Source organism: Micromonospora sp. WMMA1947 (assembly GCF_027497355.1).
Classification (GTDB): domain Bacteria; phylum Actinomycetota; class Actinomycetes; order Mycobacteriales; family Micromonosporaceae; genus Micromonospora.
This window is the reverse complement of record NZ_CP114909.1, coordinates 555,308-570,093: the sequence shown is the minus strand read 5'-3', so window position 1 is coordinate 570,093 and position 14,786 is coordinate 555,308. Positions and strand designations below refer to the sequence as shown.

Sequence of the window (14,786 nt, the reverse complement as noted above, 5' to 3'; positions counted from 1 at the left end):
CGGTCAGCAGCCGGTGACGCCGTCGATGCGCTCCCGGATCAGGTCGGCGTGGCCGTTGTGCCGGGCGTACTCCTCGATCATGTGCACGTACACCCAGCGCAGGCTGATCTCGTTGACGGTGTCGCCCCGACGGTGCTCGAAGGTGTGCTCCAGCGGCAGCTCGGCGACGGCCCGGTCGGCTGCCTCGATCTCGGCCCGCAGGGTGGCGAACGCCTCGGCCGGGTCGGCGTCGGCGATGTCGTTGTGGTCGGCGTCCGGGTCGGTGCTGTAGTCGTACAGCGTGGGCACGTCCTGCCCGCCGGCGCGGATGCGGAACCACCAGCGCTCCACGTCGGCCATGTGCCGGACCAGGCCGAGCAGGGTCAGGCCGGACGGCTCCACGCTGGGCGTGCGCAGTTGCTCGGCGGTCAGCCCGGCGCACTTGTGCACCAGGGTGTCGCGGTGCAGGTCGAGCCAGCCCTGCAGCATGGTGCGCTCGTCGGCGACGAAAGGCTCGTGGCGGCGGTCGATCTCGGGTGCTCTCCAGGTCATGGGCGCAGATGTTAAGAGGGGCCCCTTGTACAACGCGAGGCGTTAACAGGGGGCCCCTCCTTACCTCTCAGGGGACCACGACGACGGGCCAGCGGCCGGTGCGGACCAGCCGGGTGGCGACCGAGCCGACCAGCTTGTGCCCGGCCTGCTCGGACGAACCGACCACGACCATGTCGGCGCGGTGCTCGTCGGCGGCCCGGCACAGCTCGGTGTACGCGTCGCCGCGCCGGCACAGGAACGTCACCGGCAGGTCCAGTTCCTCGGCCCCGCGCCGGCACTCCGCGCGCAGCTCGTCGGCCAGCTCGTCGTGGGTCTGCTGGACCGCCCCGGCCACCACGCCGGAGAGCATCGCGCTGTACGACGTGGGCGAGCTGACGAAGACCGCCACCAGCGTCGCGCCCTGCCGCCGGGCCAGTCCGGCGGCGTACGCGGCGGCGCGCATCGAGGTGCGGCTGCCGTCCACGCCGACCAGCACCACCCGCGGCCCGTCCGTACCCCGTTCGTAGGGCAGCGGACGGGTCCGCGGGCCGTACCGCTCACGTTCCGCGGCGTCCATCGTCAGTGCCGCGTTCCGGCCGCGACGGCCTCGGCCGTCTCCTGCCCGGCGGGGACCGGCTCGGCGTTGGAGCGGCGCAGCGGCACCTCCCGGATGAGGATCACCGCGACGAGGGCGAGCAGCCCGAACGGGGCGGCGGCCAGGAAGATGTCACCGGCGGCGTGCCCGTACGCGGCCTCGACCACGGTCCGGATCGGGCCGGGCAGCGTGTGCACGTCCGGCAGACCGCCGCCACCCGACCCGGAGGCCGGGACGCCGAGGCGGCTCAGGCCGTCGGCCATGTAGCCGGTGACCCGGTGCCCGAGCACCGCGCCGAGCGCGCTGACGCCGATCGCGCCGCCGAGGCTGCGGAAGAACGCCACCACCGAGCTGGCCGCGCCGAGCTCGTCCGGGCGGACCGTGTTCTGCACGGCGAGCACCAGGTTCTGCATGCTCATGCCGACGCCGAGACCGATCAGCGCCATGAACACGGCGAGGTGCCAGTACGGGGTGTCGGCGCGCATGGTGCCCATCAGCGCGAAGCCGGCGGTGAGCAGCACCGAGCCGATGACCAACCAGCTCTTCCAGCGGCCGGTGCTGGTGATGATCCGGCCGACCACCGTCGAGGAGACCAGCAGGCCGCCGATCATCGGCAGCGTCATCAGGCCGGACATGGTCGGGCTGGCGCCGCGGCTGATCTGAAAGTACTGCCCGAGGAAGACCGAGGCGCCGAACATGCCGACGCCGACCGCGATGCTGGCGATCACGGCGAGGGTGATGGTGCGGTTGCGGAACAGGTGCGGCGGGATCATCGGGTCCGTGGCGCGCTTCTCGACCCGGGTGGCGAGCGCGCCGAGCACCGCCGCGCCGGCCACCAGCACGCCGCTCTGCCAGGAGATCCAGTCGTACCTGTCACCGGCCAGCGTGATCCAGACGAGCAGCAGCGAGACGGCGGCGGTGATGAGGGTGGCCCCCCACCAGTCGATCTTCACTTCGCGCTTGACCACCGGCAGGCGCAGCGTCCGCTGGAGCACGATCAGGGCGAGCACGGCGAACGGCACGCCGACGTAGAAGCACCAGCGCCAGCCGAGCCAGGAGGTGTCCACGATCACGCCGCCGATCAGCGGGCCGCCGATGGTGCCGACGGCCATGACCGCGCCGAGGTAGCCGCTGTACCGGCCGCGCTCGCGCGGGGCGATCATCGTCGCCATGATCACCTGGGCCAGGGCGGTGAGGCCGCCCGCGCCGACGCCCTGCACGACCCGGCAGGCGATCAGCTCGCCGGTGGTCTGTGCCTGCCCGGCGAGCACCGAGCCCAGCACGAAGACCACCAGGGAGATCTGGACCAGCAGCTTCTTGCTGAACAGGTCGGACAGCTTGCCCCAGATGGGCGTGGTCGCGGTGGTCGCCAGCAGCGTCGAGGTGACCACCCAGGTGTACGCCGACTGGCCGCCGCGCAGGTCCGTGATGATCCGCGGCAGCGCGTTGGAGACGACCGTGGAGGAGAGGATGGCGACGAACATGCCCAGCAGCAGGCCGGAGAGTGCCTCCAGGATCTGCCGGTGGGACATGTCGACGCCGGTCGCCCGTGCGGGCGCAGTCGCCTGAGTCATCGTGGGTTGCCTCCGGAACGGGGGAAAGGTTGCCTCGGGCAACCTCAGAAGTCGTTGCCTTGAGCAACAACCGGTGCCGGGTACGGATTGTTCCCCGCCGGAAGGCTCAGAGCGACTCGTTGAAGCGGTGCATCAGGCGGGCGAAGTCCGCCACGTCCTCGGTCGGCCAGCTTTCAAGCGAACGTCGGATTTGTCCGAGTCGGGCGGCCCGGGCGGCGTCGAACCGCCGGGTGCCCTCCTCGGTCAGGCTGAGCTGGGCCGCACGCCGGTCCGTCGGGTCCGGATCGCGGCGTACCAGGCCCAGCGCCTCCAGCCCGCCGATCTGGCGGCTGAGCGTGCCCTTGCCGATGCCCAGCTTCGCGGCCAGGTCGGTGAGCCGGATCGACCCGGAGCGGCGCAGCCAGAGCAGCAGGCCGTACGCGTTCGGTTCCAGGTTCGGGTGGACCTCCCGGGCGATCTCCCAGGAGAGCGCCCGTCCGCGGCGCAGCAACGCGGTCAACTCGTGCTCCACGGCGCGCAGCGTCTCGTCCACGCCCAGAGGGTACTCAGTCGTCGCCGCTCAGTTGCTGTTGCGCCACCGGTCGCAGCTCGCCCTCGCTGGTCGTGCCCTCGATCACCACGGCGGCCCGGCGACCCTGGTGCGTGAGCGTGGCCACCGCGTTGCCGAAGTAGGGCCCGGCCAGCTTCCGCCACCGCACCGCCGGGCGGCGGACCCCGGCCGAGCGCGCCAGCGCCCGCGTCGCCCCGGCCGGCCCCGGACTCCAGCCCAGCGTCATCAGCGGTCGCATGCCGGCCGGTACCTGGTTGTGGATCGGTGAACAGGTGAGCTGGTGCACCGGCGTGCGGACGTCGCGGTCGGCGAACCGGGCCCGCGCCACGTACGAGTGGTGCACGTCACCGGAGAGCACGCTGATCGACGCCGGTCGCGCGTACGCCGGCCCGGCGCCCACCCGCGCCCCGGTGCGCGGCGCGGTGCCGCTGCCCAGCCGCGCGAACAGTTCGCCCAGCGCCTCGAACGAGCGCCGGAACGCCGCCCAGTGCTCCAGGTCCAGGGCCCGGCGGATCTGCTCGGATAGCCGGGCCACCCAGGGGCGGCTCGAGTCGGCCAGGCGTTCGTTCCACGCCTCGACGTGGTGGATGCCCGGCGGCAGCAGCCACGGCAGCGAGCTGCCCACCACCAGGTGGTCGTAGGTGCCGTGGGCCTGGTCGAGGAACCACGACCACTCGCCCGGCGGCAGCATCGCCCGGCTGCCGGGCAGGAGCACCCGGCTGGACCGGTTGTCCAGCATGACCAGGCGGGTGCGGCCCAGGTCCAGCGCGTAGCTCCACTGGTACTGCACGGCCCGCCAGCGCTCGGTGTCGTGCGCCAGGTCGGCCTCCTTGTCGACCCGCTCGCCGAACTCGTGCAGCACACCCGTGGCGTCCTCGGCGGCGACCACCTTCGCGTACACCGGGTCGGCGGCGATCTCGTCCGGGCTCAGGTTGCCCAGGTGCTGGTAGACCCAGTAGGAGGCGAGACCGCTGCGGATCCGTTCGGCCCACCACGGCTGCTCGCGCATGTCCGCGCGCCACGACTGCGAGGTGTTCCAGTCGTCGATCACCTCGTGGTCGTCGAAGATCATCACGCTCGGCACCGTGGAGAGCAGCCAGCGGATCTCCGGGTCGCGCCACGACTCCAGGTAGAGCTTGGTGTACTCGTCGAAGCTCACCACCTGCGTCGCCGGGGCGTCCTTCGGCCGCTTGCGGCGACGCTTCAGCAGCCGCCGCACGGTCGGCGAGGTCTCGTCCGCGTACACCTGGTCGCCGAGCAGCACCAGCAGGTCGGGCAGCACGGCCTGCTCGGGCGCGGCCATCACCCGCCGGGCGTACGCGTCGAGCGCGTCGGGCGGCAGCTTCCGCGCGGTGGAGTGCTGGGTGGTCTCCCGGCACGAGCCGAACAACAGGCGTACCGGCTGGTCGGCGTCGTCGAGCGCGCGGGTCCGGATCACGCTGGGCGGGAACGACGAGTCCGGCAGCGGCCACGCCACCTCGTCGTCGATCAGCACCTCGTACGTGGTGGCGCTGTCCGGGGTGAGCCCGCTCACCACGACGATCGCGTAGTGGTGGTCGTACGCGGAGAAGGTGGGCGCGCTGCCGGTGGCGCCGTCGGCCGTGCGGACGGTGACGACGGCAGGTGAACTGGTCTCCACCCAGACGGTCGCCCGCGTGTCGACGACCCGCCGCAGCAGCGGGCCGATGAGCAGGCGGGAACCGGGCACGACACACCTCCGACAAGATCGTTACGGCTGATCCCTACCCGGCCGGCGGTTGCGGTACGCCTTCCGGTGTGAGCGTACCCGCAGGTTGTTCGCGTGCCGAGGCGGTGAGTGGGACGCCGTCGCCGGCATCTGACAGGATTTCGGGCATGACGGAATACCTCCTCGTCGCTCTCGCCCTGCTCGGCGTGCTGATCATCGGCGGCCTGAGCCTCGTGGTGCCCCGGCTGCGCCGGCGCCCGCAGCCGCCGCTGCCGCGCACGGAGGTCGACACCCGGACGGAGGAGGACCTGGCCGGTCCGCCGGTCGAGGCCCCGGAGGCGGAACTCACCACCGGTGTGGTGGTCGAGGCGCCGCCGGCCCCTCCGGTCGAGGTGCCGCAGGTCGAGGTCCCGGAGCCGACCGCCGGCCGGCTGGTCCGGCTGCGCTCGCGGCTGTCCCGCTCGCAGAACGTCTTCGGCAAGGGCCTGCTCGGCCTGCTCAGCCGCGACCGGCTGGACGAGGACACCTGGGAGGAGATCGAGGACAGCCTGATCACCGCCGACGTCGGCATCGACGCGACCCGGGAGATCGTCGACCGGCTGCGCGAGCGGACCCGGGTGCTCGGCACCCGGACCGGGGAGGAGCTGCGCGCGCTGCTCGCCGCCGAGCTGGTGAACGCGCTCGACCCGAGCCTGGACCGCTCGCTGCGCACCGCGCCGAAGGAGGGCGTCCCGGCGGTCGTGCTCGTGGTCGGCGTCAACGGCGCCGGCAAGACCACCACCTGCGGCAAGATCGCCCGGGTGCTCGTCGCGGACGGCCGCAGCGTGCTCCTCGGCGCGGCCGACACGTTCCGGGCCGCCGCCGCCGACCAGCTGGAGACCTGGGGCGGCCGGGTGGGCGCCGAGACGGTCCGCGGGCCCGAGGCCGCCGACCCGGCCAGCGTCGCGTTCGACGCGGTCAAGCGCGGCATCGACACCGGCGTCGACACCGTGCTCATCGACACCGCCGGCCGGCTGCAGAACAAGATCGGCCTGATGGACGAGCTGGGCAAGGTCAAGCGGGTGGTGGAGAAGCACGGCCCGATCGACGAGACGCTGCTGATCCTCGACGCCACCACCGGCCAGAACGGGCTGGAGCAGGCGCGGGTCTTCACCGAGGCGGTGAACGTCACCGGCGTGGTGCTGACCAAGCTCGACGGGACGGCCAAGGGCGGCATCGTGATCGCCGTGCAGCGCAAGCTCGGCATCCCGGTCAAGCTCGTCGGCCTCGGCGAGGGCAAGGACGACCTGGCCCCGTTCGACCCGGCACAGTTCGTCGACGCGTTGCTCGGCACCGAGCCGCTCGCCCGGGACGCGTAGCCTCTCCCGTGACGACTGACGATCGCGCCTACGCGGGGTGGCGCGACCCCAGCCACCCGTCGCCACGCCTCGGGAGACCGTACGTGACTTCGCAGGAGATCCCGCTGCACGGCGGGAACGTGAGCACCGTGGTCCGTGTGGGAGACACGGTCCGGCGCAACGCCGGCCCGTGGACGCCCTCCGTGCACGCGCTGCTGCGCCACCTGGAGTACGTCGGATTCACCGGCGCGCCCCGGGCACTCGGCATGGACGAGCGCAACCGGGAGGTTCTGTCGTACCTGGAGGGGGAGTGCGGGGAGTACCCGCTGGCCCCGCACTGGGTCACCGACGAGGCCCTGGTCACGGTGGCCACCATGCTGCGGATGTTCCACGACGCGCAGTACGGTTTCACCCCGCCGCCCGGCGCGGTCTGGCGCTCCTTCGGGCCGCCCCCGCCGGACACCGAGGTCATCTGCCACCACGACGCCGCGCCGCACAACGTGATCTGGCGCCCGGACGGCACGCTCGGGCTGATCGACTTCGACCTCGCCTCGCCCGGCGCCCGCATCTACGACGTGGCGTACGCGGCCTGGACCTGGGTGCCGATCTTCTCCGACCGCGACTCGATCACGCTCGGCTGGAAGCACCCCGACCGGCCGCGCCGGCTGCGCCTGTTCGCCGACGCCTACGGGCTGATCCCGCGCGACCGGCACCGGCTCATCCGGACCATCCGCAAGCGCATCGTCGACCACGTCGAGGGCATCCGGCGGATGGCCGCCGCCGGTGAACCGGCGTTCGTCCGGATCGTCCACAAGGGCCACCTGCGTCGCCCTATGCGTGACCTGCGGCTGCTCGACTACGAGCGGCACCAGCTGGAGGCTGCGCTCCGCTGACCAAGATCGGCGTTCTTCACACGCCGGAAACAACCCGTCACGCGTCGGAAATCGCGCGGTGTCGCTGAAGGAAACAGCCGGCGACAAAGCTTCCGCGCAACCGGCTGACGGGCGATGCTGCCAGGTCTCAGTCGGAGGGAGGAATACGACAACGAGAGGAGGCAGCGTGGAGATCGACACCGGGAACACTGCCTGGTTGCTTGTCTCGACTGCCCTCGTGCTGCTCATGACCCCCGGTCTCGCGCTGTTCTACGGCGGGCTGAACCGGTCCAAGGGCGTTCTGAACATGATGATGATGAGCTTCTCGTCCATCGGGCTCGTCAGCATCCTGTGGCTTTTCTACGGCTTCACCGTCGCCTTCGGCGAGGGCGGCAAGTTCTGGGGTGACCTGGGCCAGTACCTGGGCACCAAGACCTTCGTCGGCGAGAACGACCTGTGGGGCGAGACGGGTATCCCGATCTACGTCTTCATCGCCTTCCAGATGATGTTCGCGATCATCACCGTGGCGCTGATCAGCGGCGCGCTGTCCGACCGGGTGAAGTTCGCCGGCTGGCTGCTGTTCGCGTTCGGCTGGGCCACCCTGGTCTACTTCCCGGTCGCCCACATGGTCTGGGGCGGCGGGCTGATCGGCGGCGACATCGGCGCGCTGGACTTCGCCGGTGGTACCGCTGTGCACATCAACGCCGGTGCGGCGGCGCTCGCGCTGGTGCTCGTGCTCGGCAAGCGGGTCGGCTGGCCGCGCGAGAGCATGAAGCCGCACAACGTCCCGATGGTCGCCCTCGGCGCCGCGCTGCTGTGGTTCGGCTGGTTCGGCTTCAACGCCGGCTCCGAGCTGACCGCCGACGGGGTCACCGCGCTGGCGTTCATCAACACCCAGGTCGCCACCGCCGCGGCGCTGCTCGGCTGGATCGTGGTGGAGTGGGTGCGCGACGGCAAGCCGACCCTGGTCGGCGCCTCGTCCGGCGCCATCGCCGGTCTGGTCGCGATCACCCCGGCCTGTGCGTTCATCACCCCGGCCGCAGCGGTGCTGCTGGGTGTGGTGGCCGGTGCGGTCTGCGCCGTCGCGGTCGGTCTGAAGTACCGGCTCGGCTACGACGACTCCCTCGACGTGGTCGGCGTGCACTTCGTCGGCGGCTGGATCGGCTGCCTCTGGATCGGCCTGTTCGGCACCGCCTCGGTCAGCTCGCTGGTGGAGACCGACGGCCTGTTCGTCGGCGGCGACGCCACGCTGCTCGGCAAGCAGGCGATCAGCGCGCTGATCGTCAGCGTCTACTCCTTCGTGGTCGCCTTCGCCCTGGGCTTCGTGATCGACAAGACGATCGGTCTCCGGGTCTCCGCCGAGGCCGAGGTCGACGGCATCGACATCACCGAGCACGCGGAGAGCGGCTACGACCTGTCGCCCACCACGGGCAGCAGCGGTGGCGCGTTCGCGATGGCCGGGATCGGCGCCGGCAAGCCGGGGGCGGAGCCCGCCGTCGAGCCCGACGAGTCCGCGCCGGTCAGCGAGAAGGTCGCCGGTTAACGTTCCTGGGATGGAGGGGTTGGACATGAAGCTGGTGACCGCGGTCATCAAGCCGTACCAGCTGGACGCGGTGAAGGAGGCCCTGCACGCGCTCGGCGTGGCCGGGCTGACCGTCAGCGAGGTCCAGGGCTACGGCCGGCAGAAGGGGCACACCGAGGTCTACCGGGGTGCCGAGTACACGGTCGAGTTCCTGCCCAAGATCCGGGTCGAGGTGCTCACCGACGAGATGGACGTCGACAAGATCGTGGACGCGATCGTCGGCGCCGCCCGGACCGGCAAGATCGGCGACGGCAAGGTCTGGGTGACCGGCGTCGAGGAGGTCGTCCGGGTACGCACCGGCGAGCGCGGGCTCGACGCCCTCTGATCGCCGGACCCGCCGACGTGACCTCGTTGACCACGGCCGCCGCCCCCACCGGGGACGGCGCGCCCGTGGTCAACGAGGTCGCCGGCGTACCCGGGGGCGTCGGCGCGGCCGCCCGGTCCGCCCGGGCCGACGCGCTCGACGCCTGGCTGCGCCGGGCCTTCCCGGACCGCCACGGCGTCGCGCTCGTCGCGGTGGGCGGGCTGGGCCGCCGCCAGTGCGCCCCCTACGGCGACCTCGACCTGGTGCTGCTGCACGCCGGGGTACCCGGCATCGACGAACTGGCCGCGTCGCTCTGGTATCCGATCTGGGACGCCGGGCTGCGGCTCGACCACTCGGTCCGCACCGTCGCCGAGGCGCTGTCGGTGGCCCACGACGACGTCAAGGTCGCCCTCGGCCTGCTCGACGCCCGGCACGTGGCGGGCGACCCGGCGCTCACCGACCAGCTCGCCCGTACCGCCACCGACCACTGGCGGCGGACCGCGATCCGCCAGCTCCCCGGCCTGCGCGAGATCACCGCGACCCGCTGGGAGGCGCACGGCGAACTGGCGTTCCTGCTCGAGGGCGACCTCAAGGAGGCGGCCGGCGGGCTGCGCGACGTGGGCATCCTGCACGCCATCGCCACCGCCGGGGTCACCGACGCGCTCCGCCCCGCCGTACACGCGGCGCACCGGCGGCTGCTGGACACCCGCGACGCGCTGCACCAGCAGGTGGGCCGCCGCGTCGACCGCCTGGTCGCCCAGGAACGCGACGGCGTGGCACGCCTGCTCGGAGCCGAGGACGGCGACGCGCTGCTGCGGCTGGTCGCCGGCGACGCCCGCACCGTCAGCCACGCCCTCGACGACGCCTGGCGGGCCGCCGACCGGCTCCGCTCCGGCCGGCACCGCGCCGCGCCCGGCCGTCCGCTGCGCCGCCCGGTCGCCCGGGACGTGGTGGAGCAGGACGGCGAACTCGTGCTCGCCCGCACCGCCATCGGGGCCCGCCCCGACCCCAGCCTGTCGCTGCGTGTGGCCGCCGCTGCCGCCACCACCCGGCTGCCGATCGCGCGTGCCACCTGCGAGTGGCTGGCCGCGTACTGCCCGCCGCTGCCCGCGCCCTGGCCACCGGCGGCCCGCGACGCGCTGATCACCCTGCTCGGCGCCGGTCCCGGCCTGGTGCCCGCCTGGGAGACCTGCGACAGGTACGGGCTGATCGACCGCTGGCTGCCCGAGTGGACCCGGATGCGCAGCCTGCCCCAGCACAACCCGGTGCACCGGTTCACGCTCGACCGGCACCTGGTGCAGACCGCGTACGAGGCGAGCCGGCACACCCGCGACGTGGAACGCCCCGACCTGCTGCTGCTCGGCGCGTTCCTGCACGACATCGGCAAAGGGCTGGACGGGGACCACTCGGCCGTCGGCGCGCCGCTGGCCGAGGCGGTGGCCACCCGGATCGGGCTGCCGCCGGAGGAGGCGGCGCTCATCGGCACGCTGGTCCGGCTGCACCTGCTGCTGCCCGACGTGGCCACCCGGCGTGACCTGTCCGACCCGAAGACCGTCGCCGGGGTCGCCGAGCGCGTCGGCGACACCGGCACGCTGGAACTCCTGCACGCCCTGGTCCGCGCCGACGCCGCCGCCACCGGCCCGGCCGCCTGGTCCGGCTGGAAGGGCCGGCTGATCGCCGAACTGGTGAGCCGGGTACGGACCACGCTGGACACCGGCGTGGTGCCCGCCCCACCGGCCCCCGACCCGGCGCTCGTGGCCGGGCCGCTGCCTGTCGTACACCTGGGGGAGGACCGGGTGGCGGTGGCCGCCGCCGACCGGCGCGGGCTGCTCGCGACGGTGGCCGGGTGCCTGGCGCTGCACCGCCTGGAGGTGATCTCCGCGGACGCCGCCACCGTCGACGGCCGGGCCCTGGTGCAGTGCCGGGTGCAGCCGCGTTACGGGCTGGCCCCGGACCCGATCGCGCTCAGCGCCGACCTGCGCCGCGCGGTCGGCGGTGACGTCTCGGTCATCCAGCGGCTGCGCGGCCGAGCCCTGGCGGCGCGCAGCCAGGGCGCCGCGCCGCGCGTGGTGTGGCACCGGGAGGCGGCCACCGACGCGGTCCTGCTGGAGCTGCGGGCCGCCGACGCGGCCGGACTGCTGTACCGGATCACCTGCGCGCTGGACGAGGCGGGCGCCCAGGTGCGGGCCGCCCGGATCTCGACGCTCGGCGGCGACGTGGTGGACGCGTTCTACCTGGTCGGTGGCTGGCCCTCGGACGAGGAACGGGCCCGGATCGAGGCCGCCGTCCTCGCCGCCGTGTAGCGGAACGGGCCGCCGGGCCGGAGCGGGCGGGTGGGCGGCGGGCTACCCTAACGGTGGGCTGGACCACCGGCCCGGCAGCATGTGCCCGCCGAAAACGACAAACGGGATGTTCGCGTGTTTGACACCTTGAGTGACCGCCTGTCCGGGATCTTCACCAAGCTCCGCGGCAAGGGCCGGCTCACCGACGCCGACATCGACGCCACCGCGCGCGAGATCCGGATGGCGTTGCTGGAGGCCGACGTCGCCCTGCCGGTGGTCAAGGGCTTCATCGCGAACGTCAAGGAGCGGGCGCGCGGCGCCGAGGTCTCCCAGGCGCTCAACCCGGCGCAGCAGATCGTCAAGATCGTCAACGAGGAGCTGATCAACATCCTCGGTGGCGAGGGGCGGCGGCTCCAGTTCGCCAAGCAGCCGCCGACCGTGATCATGCTGGCCGGTCTCCAGGGTTCCGGCAAGACGACGCTCGCCGGCAAGCTGGCCCGCTGGCTCAAGAGCCAGGGCCACCAGCCGCTGCTCGTCGCCGCCGACCTCCAGCGTCCCAACGCCGTCGGGCAGCTCCAGGTGCTCGGTGGCCGGGCCGGGGTCGAGGTGTACGCCCCGGCGCCCGGCAACGGCGTCGGCGACCCGGTGCAGGTGGCCCGCGACTCGATCGAGCACGCCCGCCGCGCCGCCCGGGACATCGTCATCGTCGACACCGCCGGCCGGCTCGGTATCGACACCGAGATGATGCAGCAGGCCGCGAACATCCGCGACGCGGTCCAGCCCGACGAGGTCATCTTCGTCATCGACGCCATGGTCGGCCAGGACGCGGTGCGCACCGCCGAGGCGTTCCGCGACGGCGTGGGCATCACCGGCGTGGTGCTGTCCAAGCTCGACGGTGACGCCCGCGGTGGTGCCGCGCTCTCCGTCCGCGAGGTGACCGGCCAGCCGATCCTGTTCGCCTCCACCGGCGAGAAGCTGGAGGACTTCGACGTCTTCCACCCGGACCGGATGGCCAGCCGGATCCTCGGCATGGGCGACGTCCTCACTCTGATCGAGCAGGCCGAGGCGGCCTTCGACTCCGATCAGAAGGAGAAGATGACCGCCAAGCTGATGGGCGGGGAGACCTTCACGCTGGAGGACTTCCTCGATCAGCTCATCGCGGTCCGGCGGATGGGTCCGATCGCCAACGTGCTGGCCATGATGCCGGGCATGGGGCAGATGAAGGACCAGCTCGCCGAGCTGGACGACAAGCACTTCGACCGGGTCACCGCGATCATCAGGTCGATGACCCCGGCCGAGCGCACCAACCCGAAGATCATCAACGGCTCCCGCCGGGCCCGCATCGCGAACGGCTCCGGCGTCACCGTCATGGACGTCAACCAGCTGCTCAACCGCTTCGCCGACGCGCAGAAGATGATGAAGCAGATGGGCGGCATGATGGGCCTGCCCGGCGGCGGGCGGCGCAAGGCGACCAAGTCGCCGAAGAACAAGCGCAAGGGTACGAAGGGCGGCGGCCGGCCGCGTACCGGCGCCGGGATGCCGGGCGGCTTCCCGGGCGGCATGCCGCAGCTCCCGCCGGGCCTGGACCCGGGCGACCTGGCCGGTGGGCAGGGCCTGCCGCCGGGCTTCAAGCTCCCGAAGATCGACTTCAACAAGCTGGGCAAGGGTGGCGACAAGGGCTCCCGCTAGCGTGTCGGTGACGGTGGGCGACATCGCTGTCTCTTAGGGTGATGTCGCCCCCTGGAAGGAGATGTCAATGACCGCGGCCCCGATCCTGCCGGAGCGGCACGAGTGGACGGTCGACGACCTGGGCGAGCTGCCCAAGGACCTTCCGTACGAACTGATCAACGGAAGGTTGATCGTGCCGTCGCCCACTCTGCTGCACCAGGACATGTGTGTCGAGTTACTACTCGCGCTTCGCGTGAACTGCCCGAAGGAGTACCAGGTCGGCATCGACCTGTCGATGCGGGTCGACCACCGGAACGAGCCCCGGCCGGACGTCGTCGCGGTCGTGCGGGGTAACGCCAACCGCAGCCCGCTGCCGGTCGAGGACGCGGTGCTCGCCGTCGAGGTCATCTCGCCGACCTCCACCTTCCGCGACATGTACGACAAGGCCAGGGTCTACGCGTACGCGGGCGTCCGCTCCTACTGGGTGCTCGACCCCATCAAGGAGAAGATCACGCTGACCGAGTACGCGCTCGGCGCCAACCTCGAGTACAAGCAGGTCGGTCAGACAGACGACGTGTTCGTCACCGAGCGGCCGTGGAAGGTCTCGATCGATCTGCCGGCGCTGACCGCGCGCCGCAACGACCTGCTCGCCGGCGAGGAGGGCTGATCGGGTAGGACTGTGCACATGGCTCTGCACGTGCGCGGTGTGTTCCTTCCCGACGACGAGGTCCGGGACGTCTGGCTGGTCGGCGACCGGGTCACCTTCGAACCGGTGCCCGGCGCCGAGACGGTGGCCGACGGCGGCTTCGTGCTGCCCGGCCTGACCGACGCCCACTGCCACATCGGCATCGCCCGCGGCGGCAGCCCGATCACCTCTCTCGACCAGGCACGGGACCTGGCCCGGATCGACCGGGACGCGGGCGTGCTGGCGATCCGCGACGCCGGCTCGCCGTACCCGTACCCCGAACTGGAGGACGAGCCGGACCTGCCGCGACTGGCCCGCGCGGGCCGGCACGTCGCGCCGCCGAAGCGCTACCTGCGCGACATCGGCGTGGAGGTCGGCGCGGCGGAGGTCGCCGCGACGGTGGCCGCGCAGGCCGCGGCCGGCAACGGCTGGGTCAAGCTGGTCGGCGACTGGATCGACAGGGGAGTGGGCGACCTGGCGCCGGCCTGGGACGCCGACACGATGACCGCGGCGGTCGCCGCCGCGCACGCCGCCGGGGTACGCGCGGCGGTGCACACGTTCTCCGAGTCGGCGGTGGAGATCATGGTGCGGGCCGGGGTGGACTCGGTGGAGCACGGCACCGGGCTGAGCCTCGACCTGATCGACCTGATGGCCCGGCAGGGCACCGCGTTGGTCCCCACCATGATCAACATCCGGACGTTCGGCCACATCGCGGAGCAGGCCCGGCCCAAGTTCCCCGGGTACGCCGACCACATGCTCGCCCTGCGCGACCGCTTCCCCGAGGTGGTGCGCGCCGCGCACGAGGCGGGCGTGCCGATCTACGTCGGCACCGACGCGGGTGGCGGTATCGACCACGGCCTGGCGGCCGAGGAGATGCTGCTGCTGCACGAGCAGGCCGGGATGTCCGCGCCGGACGTGCTCGCCGCCGCCTCCTGGCGGGCCCGGGAGTGGCTCGGCTTCCCCGGCCTGGTCGAGGGCGGCCTCGCCGACCTGGTGGTCTACCCCGAGGACCCGCGCCGCGACCTGCGCGTGGTCCGGACGCCCAGCCGGATCGTGCTGCGCGGCCGGGTCGTCCGCTGACGGACCGGGTCGCTCGCCGGCCGGCCGTCGTCATCGCGGGCGGCCAGCCGGGCGGGTCAT

Annotated in this window: 13 protein-coding genes; 8 read left to right on the top strand and 5 right to left on the bottom strand. The window is 72.5% G+C overall.

What is annotated here, in order from left to right; all coding sequences use genetic code 11:
• Positions 1 to 3 precede the first annotated feature (3 nt).
• The 5 genes from O7604_RS02695 to O7604_RS02675 all read right to left on the bottom strand — a co-directional run bounded on the left by O7604_RS02695 (position 4) and on the right by O7604_RS02675 (position 4,937).
• The gene (locus O7604_RS02695; protein ID WP_281578768.1) at positions 4 to 531 is read right to left on the bottom strand and encodes a DinB family protein; all 528 of its coding nucleotides are present in this window, start codon (positions 529 to 531) and stop codon (positions 4 to 6) included.
• 67 nt (positions 532 to 598) lie between these two features.
• Positions 599 to 1,087, bottom strand: a complete 489-nt coding sequence (locus O7604_RS02690) for a universal stress protein (RefSeq protein WP_091419539.1) — start codon at positions 1,085 to 1,087, stop codon at positions 599 to 601.
• Between the two features lie 2 nt (positions 1,088 to 1,089).
• Positions 1,090 to 2,679 carry an MDR family MFS transporter gene (locus O7604_RS02685; protein WP_281578767.1) on the bottom strand — a complete coding sequence of 530 codons (1,590 nt, stop codon included), beginning with the start codon at positions 2,677 to 2,679 and terminating at the stop codon, positions 1,090 to 1,092.
• A gap of 106 nt (positions 2,680 to 2,785) precedes the next feature.
• Positions 2,786 to 3,211 carry a MarR family transcriptional regulator gene (locus O7604_RS02680; protein WP_269701512.1) on the bottom strand — a complete coding sequence of 142 codons (426 nt, stop codon included), beginning with the start codon at positions 3,209 to 3,211 and terminating at the stop codon, positions 2,786 to 2,788.
• A gap of 13 nt (positions 3,212 to 3,224) precedes the next feature.
• Positions 3,225 to 4,937, bottom strand: coding sequence for an alkaline phosphatase D family protein (locus O7604_RS02675; protein ID WP_269701510.1), 1,713 nt, complete (start codon positions 4,935 to 4,937; stop codon positions 3,225 to 3,227).
• Positions 4,938 to 5,083: 146 nt separating this feature from the next.
• Between O7604_RS02675 and ftsY the strand changes: the two genes are divergently transcribed.
• The 8 genes from ftsY to O7604_RS02635 all read left to right on the top strand — a co-directional run bounded on the left by ftsY (position 5,084) and on the right by O7604_RS02635 (position 14,726).
• Positions 5,084 to 6,274 (top strand): signal recognition particle-docking protein FtsY, encoded by a 1,191-nt coding sequence (ftsY, locus tag O7604_RS02670; RefSeq protein ID WP_269701508.1) that lies wholly within the window; start codon positions 5,084 to 5,086, stop codon positions 6,272 to 6,274.
• 8 nt (positions 6,275 to 6,282) lie between these two features.
• Positions 6,283 to 7,146, top strand: a complete 864-nt coding sequence (locus O7604_RS02665) for an aminoglycoside phosphotransferase family protein (RefSeq protein ID WP_269701506.1) — start codon at positions 6,283 to 6,285, stop codon at positions 7,144 to 7,146.
• Between the two features lie 166 nt (positions 7,147 to 7,312).
• Positions 7,313 to 8,668, top strand: coding sequence for an ammonium transporter (locus O7604_RS02660; protein WP_269701504.1), 1,356 nt, complete (start codon positions 7,313 to 7,315; stop codon positions 8,666 to 8,668).
• Positions 8,669 to 8,693: 25 nt separating this feature from the next.
• Positions 8,694 to 9,032, top strand: coding sequence for a P-II family nitrogen regulator (locus O7604_RS02655; protein WP_013284578.1), 339 nt, complete (start codon positions 8,694 to 8,696; stop codon positions 9,030 to 9,032).
• 17 nt (positions 9,033 to 9,049) lie between these two features.
• Positions 9,050 to 11,314 (top strand): [protein-PII] uridylyltransferase, encoded by a 2,265-nt coding sequence (locus tag O7604_RS02650; RefSeq protein WP_269701502.1) that lies wholly within the window; start codon positions 9,050 to 9,052, stop codon positions 11,312 to 11,314.
• 114 nt (positions 11,315 to 11,428) lie between these two features.
• Positions 11,429 to 12,982 carry a signal recognition particle protein gene (gene ffh, locus O7604_RS02645; protein ID WP_269701500.1) on the top strand — a complete coding sequence of 518 codons (1,554 nt, stop codon included), beginning with the start codon at positions 11,429 to 11,431 and terminating at the stop codon, positions 12,980 to 12,982.
• A gap of 67 nt (positions 12,983 to 13,049) precedes the next feature.
• Entirely contained in the window at positions 13,050 to 13,628 is a 579-nt protein-coding gene (locus O7604_RS02640; RefSeq protein ID WP_269701498.1) for a Uma2 family endonuclease, read from the top strand.
• A gap of 18 nt (positions 13,629 to 13,646) precedes the next feature.
• Positions 13,647 to 14,726 carry an amidohydrolase family protein gene (locus tag O7604_RS02635; protein WP_269701497.1) on the top strand — a complete coding sequence of 360 codons (1,080 nt, stop codon included), beginning with the start codon at positions 13,647 to 13,649 and terminating at the stop codon, positions 14,724 to 14,726.
• Positions 14,727 to 14,786: the final 60 nt, after the last annotated feature.